Annotated in this window: 11 protein-coding genes and 1 other RNA gene; 2 read left to right on the plus strand and 10 right to left on the minus strand. The window is 66.8% G+C overall.

Annotated elements, in window-relative coordinates:
• Window positions 1–34: 34 nt before the first annotated feature.
• From AC1PLU_RS04410 to AC1PLU_RS04440, 7 genes are all read right to left on the minus strand, one after another.
• Complete coding sequence (locus tag AC1PLU_RS04410) at window positions 35–1489, minus strand: S8 family peptidase (protein ID WP_481107816.1); 1455 nt, start codon at window positions 1487–1489, stop codon at window positions 35–37.
• Window positions 1486–2265 (minus strand): hypothetical protein, encoded by a 780-nt coding sequence (locus AC1PLU_RS04415; RefSeq protein WP_481107817.1) that lies wholly within the window; start codon window positions 2263–2265, stop codon window positions 1486–1488. Before AC1PLU_RS04415 ends, AC1PLU_RS04410 begins: the two co-directional genes overlap by 4 nt.
• Window positions 2262–2501 carry a hypothetical protein gene (locus AC1PLU_RS04420; protein ID WP_481107818.1) on the minus strand — a complete coding sequence of 80 codons (240 nt, stop codon included), beginning with the start codon at window positions 2499–2501 and terminating at the stop codon, window positions 2262–2264. Before AC1PLU_RS04420 ends, AC1PLU_RS04415 begins: the two co-directional genes overlap by 4 nt.
• A complete protein-coding gene (locus AC1PLU_RS04425; protein WP_481107819.1) occupies window positions 2501–3493 on the minus strand; it encodes a hypothetical protein in 993 nt (330 codons plus the stop codon). Before AC1PLU_RS04425 ends, AC1PLU_RS04420 begins: the two co-directional genes overlap by 1 nt.
• Window positions 3494–3501: 8 nt before the next feature.
• Window positions 3502–7698: an N-acetylmuramoyl-L-alanine amidase gene (locus AC1PLU_RS04430; RefSeq protein WP_481107820.1), complete on the minus strand. Its 4197-nt coding sequence runs from the start codon at window positions 7696–7698 to the stop codon at window positions 3502–3504.
• A gap of 9 nt (window positions 7699–7707) precedes the next feature.
• The gene (locus tag AC1PLU_RS04435; protein ID WP_233381301.1) at window positions 7708–8049 is read right to left on the minus strand and encodes a hypothetical protein; all 342 of its coding nucleotides are present in this window, start codon (window positions 8047–8049) and stop codon (window positions 7708–7710) included.
• A 274-nt stretch (window positions 8050–8323) separates the two neighbouring features.
• Window positions 8324–9238, minus strand: coding sequence for an AfsR/SARP family transcriptional regulator (locus AC1PLU_RS04440; RefSeq protein WP_481107821.1), 915 nt, complete (start codon window positions 9236–9238; stop codon window positions 8324–8326).
• A gap of 535 nt (window positions 9239–9773) precedes the next feature.
• On the opposite strand from AC1PLU_RS04440, the gene AC1PLU_RS04445 reads away from it, so the two are divergent.
• Together AC1PLU_RS04445 and AC1PLU_RS04450 are read left to right on the plus strand one after the other, a co-directional pair.
• Window positions 9774–11963: a TonB-dependent siderophore receptor gene (locus AC1PLU_RS04445; protein ID WP_481107822.1), complete on the plus strand. Its 2190-nt coding sequence runs from the start codon at window positions 9774–9776 to the stop codon at window positions 11961–11963.
• A gap of 1192 nt (window positions 11964–13155) precedes the next feature.
• Window positions 13156–13230: non-coding RNA, sX9 sRNA (locus AC1PLU_RS04450), on the plus strand.
• 34 nt (window positions 13231–13264) lie between these two features.
• On the opposite strand, the gene AC1PLU_RS04455 is transcribed toward AC1PLU_RS04450, so the two are convergent.
• The 3 genes from AC1PLU_RS04455 to AC1PLU_RS04465 are packed head-to-tail and all read right to left on the minus strand — an operon-like array spanning window position 13265 to window position 15888.
• Complete coding sequence (locus tag AC1PLU_RS04455) at window positions 13265–13936, minus strand: methyltransferase (protein ID WP_481107823.1); 672 nt, start codon at window positions 13934–13936, stop codon at window positions 13265–13267.
• A gap of 57 nt (window positions 13937–13993) precedes the next feature.
• Window positions 13994–14617, minus strand: coding sequence for an SGNH/GDSL hydrolase family protein (locus AC1PLU_RS04460; RefSeq protein WP_481107824.1), 624 nt, complete (start codon window positions 14615–14617; stop codon window positions 13994–13996).
• A complete protein-coding gene (locus AC1PLU_RS04465; RefSeq protein ID WP_481107825.1) occupies window positions 14617–15888 on the minus strand; it encodes a pyridoxal phosphate-dependent aminotransferase in 1272 nt (423 codons plus the stop codon). Before AC1PLU_RS04465 ends, AC1PLU_RS04460 begins: the two co-directional genes overlap by 1 nt.
• Window positions 15889–15899 lie beyond the last annotated feature (11 nt).

Below are 15899 nucleotides of genomic sequence, written 5' to 3' on the forward strand. Positions count from 1 at the left end.
TCGCCATCGGAATCTCCTCGGCAGCGTGTGGGCGTCAGGCCGCGACGGGCGTGGACGACGCCGGCACGGAGAAAGAAGCGTTGTGGGTGTCGTCTTCGTCTTGCAATTGCGCGTCGAGCGCGGCATCCAGTGCACGCAGCGCGGCATGCACGTCGAGCACGCCACTGCCGCAGTCCACGACGCCGGCAGTGGCGAACGGGCGCGCGCTGTCGCGCAGGAGTTGGCGTGCCAGCGCGCCGTCCAGCGGCCAGGCGCGCCGTTGTGCGTGCGCCGCCAGCAAGCCGCAGGCGGCCGCCACGAAAGGTGCGGCGAAGCTGGTGCCGGACGCCTCCTGGTAGCCGTCCAGGGCGCAGGTGCGGATATCCCGCCCCGGGGCGCACAGCGCCACATGCGCGCCGCGCGTGCTGAAGTTGGCCGGGGTCAAGCTGACATCCACCGCGCCGACGGCGATTACGCCGTCGTGCGCGGCTGGATAGAAGCGCTCGCGCAGACCGGAATTGCCGCTGGCCGCGACCAGCAACACGCCGCGTGCCAGCGCATAGCGCACGGTCTCTTCGTGCGGGCGCGGGGCATCCGGCAGCAGTGCCGATTCGGGCGTGCCGAAACTCATGTTGATGACCTTGACGCCCAGATCGATCAACCGCTTCATGCCGGCGTCGATGTTGTCCAGCGCGCCCACGCCGACCCGACGCGTACCGCCATCCAGCGCCGCGCCCAGCACGCGCACCGGCGTGAGCCCGCAGGCTCCGGCACCGCCGGGCGCGATCTGGCGGCCACGCGCGACCAGGATGCCGGCGCAGCCGCTGCCATGCCCGACTTCGTCCTGCGGATGTTCGCCGGCACGCCGGAAATCGCCGACCAGCGACAGCCCGGCCACCGTGGCCGGGTCCAGATCCACGCTGTCGAAACCGGCGCGCACCTGGCCTGCCAGTTCCGGGTGCTGCAAGGCCACCCCGGTATCGGCCAGGCCGATCAGCACCGCAGGGTCGCCAGGCTCCAGACGCAGCGCCTGCGGCAAGCGGATCGCGTGCTGCGCCCAGGTGGCGGAGGCAGCCAGCCGGGTCTGCTCGGCAGGCACGCTGCACGGCGTGCAGCACAGATAATCGGCGCCGACCCGTTCGACGATCGGCAGCTCGGCCAGCGCGCGCAGCAAGCTCGGCAACCGCGCGCCATCGCGCAGGTCGATGCGCAGCACGCGCGCCACGCCGCTGAGTTGCTCGGTCTCGTCGAAGCGGCGTCCACCCGGGCGCGCGCTTTCGCTGCGGCGCACGCGTGCGCTGTGCAGCCGCGCCACCCGGAACGCCTCGGCGTGATGGCGCAGCAGCCGATCGATCGCGCCGTGGTCGATGTAGTCGCCCATCGGCGTGCCGTAGCCGTGCACCGCGCGCAGGCCGGGCAGGTGCTCAGGCACTTCGCCCAGGCGCAGCGTCAGCAGCAGCCGGCGTGGCATCAGCCGGGGCAAGGTGTGCGTGCTCATGTGCGTGCTCATGGCGTGCTACTCCATTGGCCGAGGCAGCCCTGGCGGAGCGGCACATGCGCGATGTGGCCGTCGCCGAAATCCAGTTCCGCCTCGCAGCCCAATTGGGTGGCCAGCGGAGCCAGCACCATGCGTCCGTCTTCGGCGGTGAGAACCGGTACCGCTGCGCCGGCCGCGCGTACCAGCGGCAAGCGTGCGCTGCGCAGCCCCGGTGCACTCAGGTGCACACGGGTGCCGGCGTCGGCCTGCGCGTCGGCCGACTCGACGCGGGTCACCCGCGGTGCGGCGGCCCTGAGCAGCGCCTGTTGCAGCCGGTTGACCGGCATCCGCGACAGCCGCGCAATGACATCGGCCCCGGCGCTCTCCTTCAGGTCATTGAGCTGGGTGACGGTGCGCACGCCGATGCGTTCGAGCTGGCGTTGCTCCCCTTCGGAAAATTGATCGCCCAGCGCGCTCTTGAGGCTGAAGTCGGATTCTTCGGCGCGGAAATCCATCGCGTTTTCCTCGATCATCGGCTTGGTGATGGTGGTCAGCGCCAGGTGGATCCTGCTGGCCTCGCTCTCGCCGGGGCCGGCCGGGCGCAGGTAGACGTCGTCGTCGATCACCTGCACGAAGGCGCGGATATCCAGGGTCACGTCCTTGACCGCGAAGGTCAGCGGCAGCTTGCCCACGCGCGCCTTGATCGTCATCGCCGCCTGCGCCTTGTCCAGCTGCTCGGTCAGCGCCTGGATGAACAGGTCCAACGGCACTCCGGCGTTCTGCAGCAGCGGCGGCAGTTGCGCGCTCATGACTGCGCTCCGCTGTGCCAGGCCAGGCGCAAGGTGGAGGGCGCCGCGTTCCAGCGATTCAGGTCACGGCTGCGCGCTACATCAGCGAGCAGCCGGCAACCGCCGCCGCGCAGCACCGGGCGAAGTTCCAGCGGCAGGGTGATCTCCGCCTGGGTCAGTTGCATGCCCGAGCGCGCTTCGATCGCCAGCAGGCCTTCGTGCAGTTCTTCAAGTAACGCGGAGAGTTCGCGCAGCATCACACCGCTCCTTCGCTGGCGACGGGCGCACTGGGTGCAGGCGCAGGCGCGGGTGTGGCGGCCGGCAGCGAGGCGCGCACGCTCGGCGAATGACGCTGCACCAGCGCGACCTTGGCCGCATCGGCCAGCCGTTCCAGCGGTAGCGTCTCGCTGACGAAATTGAGTTTGACCTCGCCGAACAGATCGGCACGCAGGTTGGATTCGTTCTGTGCATTGACCTGCACGGTGGAGACCATCGTGGTGCTCTTGCCCGCATAGCTGGACGCACCGCGCTCGCCCCAGTTGTCGGCCTGGGGAAGATCGTGGTCGAGCGCGTAGCCGACCTTGGCTACGTCCTGCGCGGCGGCGCGAAACATCACCTTGCTGCTGATGCTGCCGTCGCGGACCACCACCCGGTTCATGCCCAGCAACACCATTGTCGCCAGCAATTGCTGGCGCTCGCTGCCGACCTTGCTGCGGACCTGCGGCAGCACGCTTTGCTCGAGCAACTCGCTGGTCAGGTCCTCGTCGGCCAGGCCGTAATCGGCCAGCCAGCCCGGTTGGGTGCCCTCGGTGCGCGGCGCCAGCTGCGGTGCGGTGCGCGCGCCGCCGTCGGGCAACAGCAGCACCACATCGCCGGGATAGTGCGTGGCCAGCCAATCGCGCGCCTGATTCGGGCTGACGTTTTCTTCGGTGAACTGGTCCACCGTCTTGGACACCGCCGCCACCATGCTCGAGTAGCTTTCCATCTGGCGAATAGAGGCGTCCACGATCGCATCGAAGGTGCCGTGCACCAGTTGCGCGACAAAGCCGGGGAAGTCCACTTCGTTGACCATCGCACCGGTGCGCCGCGCGATCGTCTCGGTGGCCTGCGGCTTGACCGTGGCCGGCGTTGCGCTGGCCGGCACGCCGGACAGCGGCGCTGCCGGCACGCGCTCGGCTAGCGCACGTGCCGCGGTCGTCGCGAGGCGGGGCGGAAAGATCAGGTTGCCGGGGCGGTGACCGCTGGCCATGACGTGTCTCAGGCCGCAACCGCGGCGCCGGCTGGCTGCGCCACCCAGCTGTTGATGCGCTCATAGCGGCCATCGCCCAGCAGGCGCAGCGCGATGCGTGCTTCCGGATTGCCTTGCGCCAGACCGCTGAAGCGATAATCCAGCGTGACCAGCAGCGCGGCGACACCGCGCACATCGTCGGCGTCGTCGATGCGGGCGGTGACCTCGATGCCGTAGGCCAGGTTGCCCGGCGTGCCGGCCGCAATGCGGATATCGCCGACGCTGCCATTGTCGGCGCTGAAGTCCAGCGCCACCGGCAGCGGCGTGGCGGCGCCATCGACGGCCGGCCAGTCGTCGAGCATGATGCGCACCTGCGCAGCGGCAGCGCTGCCGACCGCGGCCGCAGTGGCCGGCGTTTTCCGGCCTTCCAGCTGGTCCAGCGTCCAGCGGCATGCGCCGGCACCGCCGTGCAGCACGCTCATGCGCGTACCGACGATGCGGCTGGGCGTGATCGCCTCACGTGTTTCGCCTGGGGTGGAGGTCTGTTCCAGCGCCAGCGCGCGGATCGCGGCCGGGGGCGGTGCCAGGCGCATGCCGGCCGATGACAGCGCCTGCGTCTGCGCAGCGCTTGCCGGCAGATGCAGCACGCGCCAGTTGCCGTAGTCGGCTGCGGCCATCTCGCCGAAGGCCTCGGCGAATTCCTCGAACGAGAGCCAGTCCGCATAGCCCTGGTTGGGCGGGGTGAAGGTCACCGGATCGTTATCGAAGGCCACCCGCGTGTCCCACGGATTGAGGATGTGCACCACCACCGAGGCAGGGTCGGCGAGGTTGCCCGAGATCCCGCTCAGCACCACCGCATGCGGCGCGCCGACGATGACCACCCACAGCGGGCCATAGGCGCTCAGCCAATCGGCCCATTGCTGCGGGCTGTGATACAGGCTGGCATTGGATGGCAGTTCGATCGCGGTGAAGCCATAGCGCTGACTCACCGCAGTCAATACCTCCACGCCATAGGAGCTGGACAGCGAGGCGCCGACCTCGGCGACCAGCGCTTCCGGCGTCACCGGGGCCGCGCGGCGATACGACAACAGCATCGCCATGACCGCTGCCCAGCAGGCGCGTTTGTCCGGCTGCGCGATCAGCGCCACCTCGTAAACCGGTTCGCTGTTCAACGCACGCGCGCTGTGCGGCAGCGACAGTGACTGCGCACTGGCCGGGTAGAGAATGCGCACCACCTCGGCGTGGAAGCGCTCGCTGAAGGGCGCCGGCACGCTGGCAGCACCGCCGTTGGCCTGGATCCACGCGCTCAGCTTGCGCTGGAAACTTTTCCATAGCCGGTCGGCGGCGAAGAAACCGATGCTCGCACCGGGGCCGCCGGTCCAGCGATCGGCGCCGCGCGTGTAGAACACCGGCGTGCCGGCGTCGTCGCGCACGCCCAATTCGCGATGCCCGCTGACCGGGTGGTCGCCGGACCATTCGGTGTGCACGGTGGTGAAGCGCCAGCGCTGCGGCTCGACCAGGCTTGCCACCACCGCTGCGTTGTCCGGTCCACCGATGTCGATCTTGAACACCGCCCCGAGCGGACTTGCCGATTGCCAGGTCGTATCGTCCACGCCGGCAACGTAGGGAATGAAAGTGCTGTAGTCGGCGTCGATGAAGTCGTTGAGATGCAGACGCAGATGCTCGACCAGGGCGGGCGCGCTCCACCCCTCGGGCAAGCGCTCGCAGCGCACTTCGTAACGATCCAGACTGAGCTCGCCGGCGGCATCCTGGATGCGCTGGATCGCCATGCCGCGCGCACTCACCGCGCTGTCCACCGCGGCCGGCGCGCTCCAGTTGAACAGGTCGGCCCATTGCGGCGCGTAGCGCTGCGCCTGCGCGATATCGTCTGCGTCGATGGTCAGTGCGCGCGTGCGCGCACCACGTTCGGCCTGCAGCGACAGTGGTTGCGGGTTCGCCGCACCGGCGTTGCCGGCAAGTGCCTGTTGCACGCAGGCCAGGTAGTGGTCCCAGTCCCAGATCGAAGACGGGCACGCGTGGTTGTCGCCCGGGGAGATCTCCTGGTGACCGACGATGTGCGCGCGGTCGGCAGGCAGGCCGAGCTGCTGGCACAACCAGGCGACCAGCCCGGCCGACGCGGCGTATTGCGGCTCGGTCACCGGCAGATCGCGCGGGTTGCCCCGGCTCGGCTTGTTGGCGCAGTGCTCGATGCCGATGCTGCGCGAGTTGGCCGCACTGGCGTGGTAGCCGGTATCGGCATTGCGCACCATCTGCACCACCTCGCCATCGCGGCCGACGAGATAATGCGCGCTGACGCGCGCGTCCGGATTCTGGAACCAGCCGATCGTGCCGTCGATGCTCGGCCCGCCGGCGGTGATGTGGATGACGATGCGGTCCAGCGCCACACCGGCACGACGGCCAGCGCGGAAGTTGCGCGCATGCGCTGCGGCAAAACGACTGGCGCCCGGATACTCGGCAGCCGGTGCGTCCAACGCACGCGACCGCAGCGATTGCGCACCTGCATTGGCGATGCCCGGCGGTTCGTCGCCGGTGATACCGAAGCGATCCGGATCCTCGCTGGCGCTCTCCTCGGCCGACGGTTCCGAGAGCGCACGCGCGCGCAGCGAGAAGCTCAGCGTCTGATTCCAGTCAGCGGCCTGCTGACGGATCCAGGCCAGCTTGCCGGCGGTGATGCGGCAGCCGAGGTTGCTGACATCGTTGAACGGTGCGATGTGCACGCCAACCATATGCGCACGCGGCGATGCGCCCTGGTCGATGTAATACACCGGCGAGCCGCTGGTGCCGCCGAGCGATTGCACGTCGTAGCTGAAGGTCTCCGCGCTGGGCAGTTCACGCAGATGCCCGCCATGCATGTGTTGCCTGTCCGGATCGATCAGCGCATTGACCACGGTGCCTGCCACGCTGGTGTCCGGCGAGAACGCCGCATAGCCGCTGACTACGGTCTTTTCCGGTCGCGATTGGGTGAGTTCTTCGACAAGGTCGAAGAACTGCGGCGCGGCCACTGCATTCGCCTCCGGCACGCGGATCAGCGCCATGTCGAAGTCGTGGCTGGTGTCCGAGTAGGCCGGATGCGTCAGCATGTCGGCGGCGGCCACATGGAAGCGGCCGAACGGCTCGTTGGCGTGGTCGACGCCGGCGCCCTGCTTGCCCGGCACGATGATCAGTTCGCTTTGCCCGGCCACCACGTGTGCGGCAGTCAGCAACAGCCGCGGCGCGATGAAGAAGGCGGTGCCGTGCTGGATGCCTGCGTCGCTGCCGTCGACTCGGCGCACCTGACAGATTGCACTGTAGGGCGGCACGGTGGTGTCCGGTACGCCCAGCACCCAGCGCGCGCTGCTGGCGAAGAATTCCAGCTGCGCCAGCAGCGCATCGCGCCAGTCTTCCGGAGTGTCGTACTGGCCGACCACGCGCATCGCCTGGGCCGGCACGCCGCTGCGTTGCATGGCGGGTGCTGGCGGCGGTCGTGTAGGCCGTACCGCTGGCCTTGCATTGGAGGCCTGCGGTGCGGCCCAGCCCTGCGCCGTGACGGACGTGGCCGCGGGAGTCGCGCCGTTGCTGGCGGGTGTGCGCGTCTGCGCCGCTGGGGCGGGCGCAGCCACCGGCGCAGGCGTTGCCGGCGCCGGCGACTGCGCCGCAGCCTGATCGGCAGGGTGCTGCCACAATTCGTCCGAGTAGCCGTCGCTGTAACCGCCAGCCGCCGCACTCGCGTTGCCTGTCGCCGGCCTGGCCGGCGCGGCGCGAGCGGCGGTGGTCAGCGCGTCGCCACCCCAGGCCAGCGCCGCGCCTTCGCCGGCATAGTGGTTGCTGCCGGTGGGCTGCGGGCGTGCGGTGCGGCGCAATCCGCGCTCGGTCAGGCCGGAAAGGCTGATGTACATGTTGCCGCGATCGGGCATCTGCACCTGCACCGGTCGGGCACGATCACGCTCGCTGTAGGTCGCCAGCCCGAAGTACACCCGCGGCTGCCCGACGAAGCGCGCAACTACGCTGGGCGGCACCAGATACGTTGCATCACGCCCGTTGCTGCCGGTCTGCACGAGACTGGAAAAAAACGTACGTGACGTGCGCCGCTCGCGATTTTCCGGCTTGAGCAACTCCGGGTCGGTGGCCAGCCCGATCTCGAACGGCGCGTTGTCGCTGCGCACGCTGAAACTCAGCACGTTGAAACGGTCGTTGATGCTGTCGCGGGTGGCGCGGATGCGGGCCATGATGGACTCCTAACGGCGCTTGCGGGGACGGTGAGGGGGGAAGGGCGGCGGTGCGGGCAGGCTCGTTTGCAAAGGCGGTGCAGGTTGCAAGGGCGGTGCAGGTTGCTCCAGGTCGCTGTCCATGACCGTGGCGATGTGTTCCCAGAAGCGTTGCCTGACGTCGATACCGATGTGCTCCAGATGCGGATGCATGAACGCGACCGCTTGTTCCAGATGGCGAAAGAACGCGCGCTCGCCCGACTGCACGTGTTCGACCGAGCCGCGCCACTCGCGCACCGCGTCGTCGGTATCGCCACGTTCGCCCCAGACACGGACGATGAAAGCGGCGCTACGGTCCTCGAGCAGTGCCATCGCAGCGCTCCGGATGAGGTGAGATCACGCTAGGCGCATCACATCACCGCCGGGTCACCGCGCAGTCACCGCCGTCTCACCGGTGGCGTGATGACGGTGATGCAGCGGTGATGTAGCTGGTCGCGGAAGGCGCTCTGCCGTCCCACGGTGTCGCGTTAGTGGAGTTGGCTTCAGCGCAGCGATCTCACTGCGATGGCGAATCAGGCGCGCGCGCGCAGTGCCGCTGCCGGTCATCGCGATCGGCCTCCGTGCTGCGCAGGGTGAACTCAGGCGATCAACGCTCGAGAAACTGCAGGCTCAACTGCAGTTGCGCGTCCGCCGCCGCCAGGCTGCGGCGTGCGTTCTCGATCAACAGTTGCGCGTGCTGCCCGGCCGAGTCGGCTCGCGTGTAAAACGTCTGCGGCGTTGCGGGCAGGGCGGTGTCGGCAGTGATGCCGACGGCGCCGTCGGTGATGCGTTGATACAACGCCAGCGTCTCGCGCATCGGTTGGATTGCCAGCTCGCGCCGCAGCAGATCACGACAGCGCTCGAACTGGCACAGCGCATGCGCACGCTGGCCGTTGAGGACGAACAGGTGCATCAGTTCGCGATGCACGTCCTCGCGCAGTGCATCGTTGTCGAGAATCGCCTGTGCATGCCGGATGCCGTCGGCATAGTCGCGGCGTATCGTGGCGATCTGCATCAGCCGCCCCAAGGCATTGAGATAGCTGCGGCGGTGTTTTTCACGCTCGCGCAGGGCCCAGTCGTCGGCCAGATCCATCAGGATGTCCGAGCGGTAAAGCGCGACGCCGCGGCGCAGACCCTCGATTTCGTCATCGCGCAGCTGCTCGGGCGGTTTGCTCAGCCCGGGTGCGATGCATCGCGCGAATTCGGCCAGATCCAGCCAGGTCTCGACCGGGCCATCCAGGCCGATGGCACCGCGCCGGTCGCAGACGATCAGGTCGCCATGGCCCAGCGGGGGGCGTTCGATCAGGCGTCGCAATCGCCACAGCGCGGTATTAAACGAACCTGCCGTGGCACTGCAGTCGCGTTCGGGCCAGAGGCTGGCGATGAGTTCGCTGCGGCTGAAATAGCGATGCTGACCGAGCGCCAGATAGGCCAACAAGCTGCCGCAGCGTCCGGAGATCGCCGCTGCACGTGCGTCGCCATGGGCGATCGAGACCGAGCCGAACAACCAAATCCTGAACATCCTCGCCGTCCTCGCTCGAATGCAGCCAATACCATCCGTGGGCATCTGCGCGCGGCCCCTTCCGCATGCCTGGTGATGCGCTCGGAGCCTAGTCAGGGCAAACCCTGAAACCTCGACAGCGTGACAGAGGAGACCTGTCGTCCTTGGCGATTCCCGCACAGTGCGGGCCGGCCCGGCGTCGAGGGCGCGATCATGGCATGCCTGTCCATGCAGGCGTAGCAGTGGCGGACAGACGGCAAGCGAGACGGCACGCATGTGGCCGGCTGAGGTCGCGTTGCACGCCGCGAAGCGGCAGTGTGCGATGCGGCCTGTTGCAAGCACCAGCACGCGATGGAGCAGTCCCCTGTGCCAGGGCAGGCGTTCGCTGCGATGCGCGTCCGCAGGTCGGTAAAGCCGCATGCGTATTGACAGCGATTTAACCTGGATCGAACATGCGCGCCCCAGCCAGCAAACGGCGCGCGCCTTCTCACGGCGCGGCCGCGCCAGCCTCAGTGGCCGTCATCGACGGCAATGTTTCGCTCATGAGGCTGACACCATGTCTTATCGCATTGCTCCTGCGCGCGCTGTTGTGCGTGCGGATGTCTGTTTGTTGAACGCTCGCCTGTCGCATTCATTGCTGGCGCTGGCCTGCGCATGGCCGTTGTCTGCGATGGCGCAGTCGAGCACGCGCGATCCGGTCGACCTGGACCGCATGCAGATCCACGCGCATCGCGGCGCTGCCACCGAGGGCACTGACTCCTACACCGCCGATGTCGCGCGCAGTTCGACCAAGCTGCAACTCTCGCTGCGCGAAACGCCGCAATCGGTGATGGTGGTGACGCGCCAGCAGATCGTCGACCGCAATCTGCAATCGCTGCAGGACGTCACCGATACCGTGGCCGGTTTCAATTCGCCGACCTGGGATACCGAGCGTACTTACATCAATGCGCGCGGCTTCGAAGTGGACTACTACCGCATCGATGGCATCCCCACCGACTACAGCGGCGATGTGCAGCAGAACATGGCGATTTACGACCGTGTGGAAATCATCCGCGGCGCCAACGGACTGACCTCCGGTGCGGGCAGCCCGGCCGCATCGATCGATCTGGTGCGCAAGCATGCCGACAGCGACGTGTTCACCGGCCGCGTGGATCTGTCGGCGGGGCGCTGGGACCGCTATCGCGGCACTGTGGATCTGCAATCGCCATTGAACACGGCAGGCAACGTGCGCGGACGGGTGGTGACCAGTTACGAAGACAAGCAGTCGTTCCGCGATTACTACAGCAAGCAGTCGTCGCTGTTCTACGGCATTGTCGATGCCGATTTCAGCGATGCCACCAGTGGCTATATCGGCGTCAACAAGCAGCGCAACGACGGTCGCGGCACCACCTGGGGCGGCGTGCCGGCGTACTTCAGCGATGGCAGCCGCACGGATTTTGCGCGCTCGGATTCGTTCACTCCGCGCTGGGCGCGCGGCGTGGCCGACACCACCAATGCCTTCGCCGGCCTGACCCATCGTTTCGACAACGGCGCGCAGCTGCACGTGGAGTATTCGCATCAGCGTTTCGAGGCCGATTGGAAATCGGTGCTGTTCGGATATCTCGATTATCCGGACAGGGACACCGGCCTGGGCCTTGCCAGCAACTTTGGCGGCCGCTATCCCACACTGAGCGCGCAGAACAGTCTGGATGCCTACGCCACGGTGCCGCTGACGCTGTGGGGCCGCGAACACGAACTGGTGGCCGGCGCTACCTGGATGAATCGCAACCTGCGCAGCTGGTCCAACGGGCCGCTGCCGCTGCAGCAACTGACTGCCGAAAGCGTCTACGCCTGGACTGGCCGCATGGCGCAGCCGGAGTGGACGCCGCTGAGCAAGGGCGAAGAACGCGAGGTGCGCCAGGTTGCCGCCTACGCTGCCGGCCGTTTCAGCCTGACCGATGCGCTCAAGGCCATCGTCGGCGCACGCATCACCGACTGGAATAACACCGACCAACTGGTACCGGCCAACTCGTACGAACGCCGCGGCCGCACCGCGCCGTACGCCGGCCTGATCTTCGATGTGGATGATCACCATTCGCTCTACGCCAGCTACACCGGCATCTTCAAACCGCAGAGCAATCGCGACCGTAGCGGGCGGTATATCGAACCGCTGGAAGGCAACAGCTACGAGGTCGGCGCAAAGGGCGAGTACCTCGGCGGCCAACTCAATGCGGCGTTGGCGTTGTTCCGTATCGAGCAGGACAACCTCGCCGTCAACGACCCCGGCCAGTTGGTGCCCGGCACCACCGACCAAGCGTATCTCGCGGCGAAGGGTACAGTCAGCCAGGGCGTGGAATTCCAGCTCGATGGTCAGCTTTCGGAGCAATGGCGCATCGCGTTCGGCTTTGCCCAGTTCGATGCCAACGACGCCAGCGGCGTCGACGTGAATCCAACCAGTCCGCGTCGCGAAGCGACGTTATTCACCAGTTGGCAAACCGGCCCATGGCGCGTTGGTGGTGGTCTAAGTTGGCAGTCTGCGATTCACGAATTGATGTCCGGGCCACAGGGCAACACGCAGCGGCTGACCCAGGGCAGCGTGCTGCTGGCCAACGCGATGGCGCGCTACGACATCAACCAGGCCTGGTCGGCACAGCTCAACGTGCGCAATCTGTTCGACCGCAAGTACTACGCCAACATCGTCTATCAGAGCCAGCTGATCTACGGCGACCCACGCGATGTGGAGCTGACCGTTTCCTGGAAGTTCTGATCTCGCTCAAGGCGCCAGCCGCTGGCGGCATCCATGCCGCCAAAGGTCCCGCGACGGTGGGCGGGCAAGGACCGGTCGAGAGTGTCGGTGTGCATGGCTTTCAACAAAGCAATCAGCGAACTCTCTGGCGCGGTGAGGGCACCGCGCGCTCGACTAACTAGCTTGTGACTGCATCTCATGACGCTACGACTCGAAATCTCGGTTGTCTTGAACGCATGGAGAGTGCGGATAGATCAGTTACAGAGCGGTTGATCTGAGGGTTTGCTGCAGGGCCCTTGCCCGCCCACCATCGCGGGACACGCCGCAAGTACGTCCGTGTAGGCTCTTACGCGGCATCCATGCCGCGTAAGGTCCCGCGACGGTGGGCGGGCAATGACCAGTGGAGATGGTCGGTGTGCATGTTGCAAGCAATGCATCAGGTGCGTTGTTCGGATAACGCTGCGGCCGATCAGCTTCGCAACGCAAAACGCAACGCGATCAACAGGCAGGCTTTCATCAAACGACCGACCAACTTTCTGGTGCGGTGTCCCCGCCGCTTGCGGGACCGTGTGGCGGCATGGATGCCGCCACCGAGCCTACATGGACGTACTTGCGGCGTGTCCCGCGAGCGGTGAGGGCACCGCGCGCTCGACTAACTAGCTTGTGACTGCATCTCATAACGCTACGACTCGAAATTTCGGGTGTCTTGTAAACGCATGGAGAGTGCGGATAGATCAGTTGTAGAGCGGTTGATCTGCGGCTTGGCTGCAGGGCCCTTGCCCGCCCACCATCGCAGGACACGCCGCAAGTACGTCCGTGTAGGCTCTTATGCGGCATCCATGCCGCATAAGGTCCCGCGACGGTGGGCGGGCAAGGACCAGTCGAGATGGTCGGTGTGCATGGTGCAAGCAATGCATCAGGTGCGTTGTTCGGATAACGCTGCGGCCGATCAGCTTCACAACGCAAAACGCAACGCGATCAACGGCAGGCTTTCATCAAACGACCGACCAACTTTCTGGTGCGGTGTCCTCGCCGATTGCGGGACCGTGTGGCGGCATGGATGCCGCCACCGAGCCTCCAGGGACGGATTCACGGCGTGTCCCGTGAGCGGTGAGGGCACCGCGCACTCGACCAACGCCGCTTGGGGTCATCCACATCGCGCTAAGAACGGACTACGCGGCCGCCAGATCGCTGCGGCCGTGCTCGGTGCGGCATTTACCACGCCTACACTCCGTTTCCTCCGCGCCGTCCACACCCGCCTGGCGACCGCTTGCTACGTTTGTTAGCTGTTCTAAATCGAGTCGAGCATTTCGTGCACCGCCTCAGCGCGGTTCGGCCACGATCAACCAGTTGTTGAACGGCGTATTACCATATAACGGCGCAAACGTCGCGCGCAGACCGGCGGCATCCAACTGCGCTTGCAGGCTTTCGCGGGTGGGATAGCTGCGCGGCATGCGCTGCATCCAGCCGCTCAGATGCGCCAGCACGTCGGTGACGCGGCTGGTGCGGCCACGGCTGCTGGCATCGCCTAAGGCGCTGCGGATCACCAGCTTCGCGCCCGGCGTCAGCATCTGCGCCACGCTGCGCAGCAGGCTGGCCTGCATGTCTTCCTGCAGATACTGCAGCACATCCAGAATGGTCACGCTGCCGCGGTGTTGCGGCCATGCCACGCTCAGATCGACCACGGCGAACTGCGTATTGCCCAGTGCCGAGCGCTGCGCGATATGTTGCGCGCGGCGGATCTTGGAGGCATCCACATCCACCCCGTGATACGCCAGTGCCTGGCCATCGGCACGCAATGCATGCGCGAGCAGGCCCAGGCCGCAGCCCAGATCCAGTACCGGCGCGTTGGTGCTGCGCAGCTCGGCCAGCACGCCCGGATACAACGGATCGGTGCGCAGCTTGGCTTGCGTGTAGTAGTAATCGTAGCGATTGCCCAGCGGATGCGGCGGCAGAAACGCGCGCGCGATTGCCAGCGCCTGCGCTCGGCTCATGGGTTGGGTGGCGGTGGTCTGCAATGTCGTTCCTTGGCAGTGAGGCGTGTTGCGCGGCTAGCTTAGGGCATCGCGCGCCGCAGGCAGTGCCAACGTCGTCCAACGCGCATACATCGCTGCCGATGGATGCAAGCCATCGTCCACCAGCATGTCCGCCGCGTCACCGCCATCGCGGCTGGTGGCGGTGATGTCGACAAAGCGCACGGCACGTTTGGCGCAGAGATCGGAGGCGACGCTGTTGAAGGCATCGATCTGCTCGGCAATCAGCGCCGCATCGGCGCCCTGCGCATGCGCAAACGGCGTCAGCCCCCAATCGGGAATCGACAGCACGAACACGTGCGCTGCACGACCGCCCGCGAACCCGATCGCACGCTGCAACAACGCATCGAACTGGCTGCGGTACTCGTCCAGCGAGCGCCCGCGGTATTGGTTGTTGACGCCGATCAGCAGGCTCACCAGGTCGAACGGGCCCTGCGGTGCAGCCGTATCGATGCCCGCCTGCAGCTCGTCGGTGGTCCAGCCGGTGGTGGCGATGATCTGCGGCGGCGCCACGTTCCAGCCGTAGGCACGCAAACCTTCGACCAATTGCACCGGCCAGCGCTGCGCAACCGCAACGCCTTCGCCGATGGTGTAAGAGTCGCCGAGCGCCAGATAGCGCAACGGCGTACCAGGCGCCGCCATCAGGCCACGCTGCGCGACTTGAGCGGCACGACCTTGGTGACCGCCTCGGCGCGACGAGCCAATGCACGGTCGATACGTGCGAACACATCGCGCATCACCGTCGCTTCCGGCATCAGGGTCACGCGGAAGTGGTGGCGGTAAGGCACGTTGAAGCTGGAACCCGGCACCACCAACACGCCTTCCTCGTTCATCAGATCGAGCGCGAATTCGTGGTCATCGAAATTACGCGCGGCCGGACCGACCACCGCCGGGAACGCGTACAGCGCACCGGCCGGCGCCACCAGCGACAAGTGCTCGCTAGCCGCACAGGCTTCGATGACCGCGCGGCGGGTTTCGTACAAACGTCCACCCGGCGCGCACAGCGCCGAGATGGTGTCCGGCCCGTTCACTGCCGCATCGATGGCGTACTGGCCCGGCACGTTGGCGCACAGGCGCAAGGCGCCAAGCAGGTCCATCGCGTTGCGCAGATCGTTGACGCGCGATTGCTCGCCCGACAGCAGCCCCCAGCCCACGCGCCAGCCACAGGCGCGGTGTACCTTGCTCAGCCCGCCGAAGGTGATGCACGGATGCGCGCCGGCCAGCGGCGCGACCGGCACGAATGCGGCATCGTCGTAGAGCACCTGGTCGTAGATTTCATCGACCATCAGCAACAGGTTGTGCTTGGTGGCAATCGCCACGATGCGCTCCAGCAACTCGCGCGAATAACTGGCGCCGCTGGGATTGTTCGGATTGATCAGCACAATGGCTCGGGTGCGTGAAGACACCAGCGTCTCGATCTCCACCGGGTCCGGCTGGAAGCCGTTTTCCGGCGCGCAGCGGTAATACACCGGGCGGCCGTCGTTGAGGATGGTCGCCGCCGACCACAGCGGGTAGTCGGGCGAGGGCACCAGCACTTCGTCGCCGGGATTGAGCAGCGCACGCAGCGACAGGTCGATCAGCTCGCTGACGCCGTTGCCGATAAAAATGCGGTCAGGATGCGCATCCGGATGCTGGCGCCGCGCATATGCGGTGGCGATCGCCTCGCGCGCTTCGGGCAGGCCCTGCTGATGGGTGTACGGATCGGTGCGGCCCATGTCGTCGGCGATCGCGCGCTGCAGATGCTCCGGCGCACGGAACCCGAACGCACCCGGGTTACCGATATTGAGCTTGATCAGCTTGCGGCCCTGCGCCTCCAGCTCCCGCGCTCGCCGCGCCAGCTCGCCCCGGATCTCGTAGCGGACTTCGGACAGACGCTCGCGGATGACGAGCGGCTTTTGCTGGGCTGTGGACATACGGCAGGCCG

Source organism: Xanthomonas sp. NCPPB 2933 (assembly GCF_056725225.1).

Excerpts from the sequence above, each read along its gene's own strand:
- AC1PLU_RS04410 (WP_481107816.1), bottom strand. The coding sequence starts at position 1,489 with ATGAGCACGCACATGAGCACGCACACCTTGCCCCGGCTGATGCCACGC.
- AC1PLU_RS04460 (WP_481107824.1), bottom strand. The coding sequence starts at position 14,617 with ATGGCGGCGCCTGGTACGCCGTTGCGCTATCTGGCGCTCGGCGACTCT.
- AC1PLU_RS04445 (WP_481107822.1), top strand. The coding sequence starts at position 9,774 with ATGTCTTATCGCATTGCTCCTGCGCGCGCTGTTGTGCGTGCGGATGTC.
- AC1PLU_RS04435 (WP_233381301.1), bottom strand. The coding sequence starts at position 8,049 with ATGGCACTGCTCGAGGACCGTAGCGCCGCTTTCATCGTCCGTGTCTGG.
- AC1PLU_RS04425 (WP_481107819.1), bottom strand. The coding sequence starts at position 3,493 with ATGGCCAGCGGTCACCGCCCCGGCAACCTGATCTTTCCGCCCCGCCTC.
- AC1PLU_RS04455 (WP_481107823.1), bottom strand. The coding sequence starts at position 13,936 with ATGAGCCGAGCGCAGGCGCTGGCAATCGCGCGCGCGTTTCTGCCGCCG.
- AC1PLU_RS04465 (WP_481107825.1), bottom strand. The coding sequence starts at position 15,888 with ATGTCCACAGCCCAGCAAAAGCCGCTCGTCATCCGCGAGCGTCTGTCC.
- AC1PLU_RS04420 (WP_481107818.1), bottom strand. The coding sequence starts at position 2,501 with ATGCTGCGCGAACTCTCCGCGTTACTTGAAGAACTGCACGAAGGCCTG.
- AC1PLU_RS04430 (WP_481107820.1), bottom strand. The coding sequence starts at position 7,698 with ATGGCCCGCATCCGCGCCACCCGCGACAGCATCAACGACCGTTTCAAC.
- AC1PLU_RS04440 (WP_481107821.1), bottom strand. The coding sequence starts at position 9,238 with ATGTTCAGGATTTGGTTGTTCGGCTCGGTCTCGATCGCCCATGGCGAC.
- AC1PLU_RS04415 (WP_481107817.1), bottom strand. The coding sequence starts at position 2,265 with ATGAGCGCGCAACTGCCGCCGCTGCTGCAGAACGCCGGAGTGCCGTTG.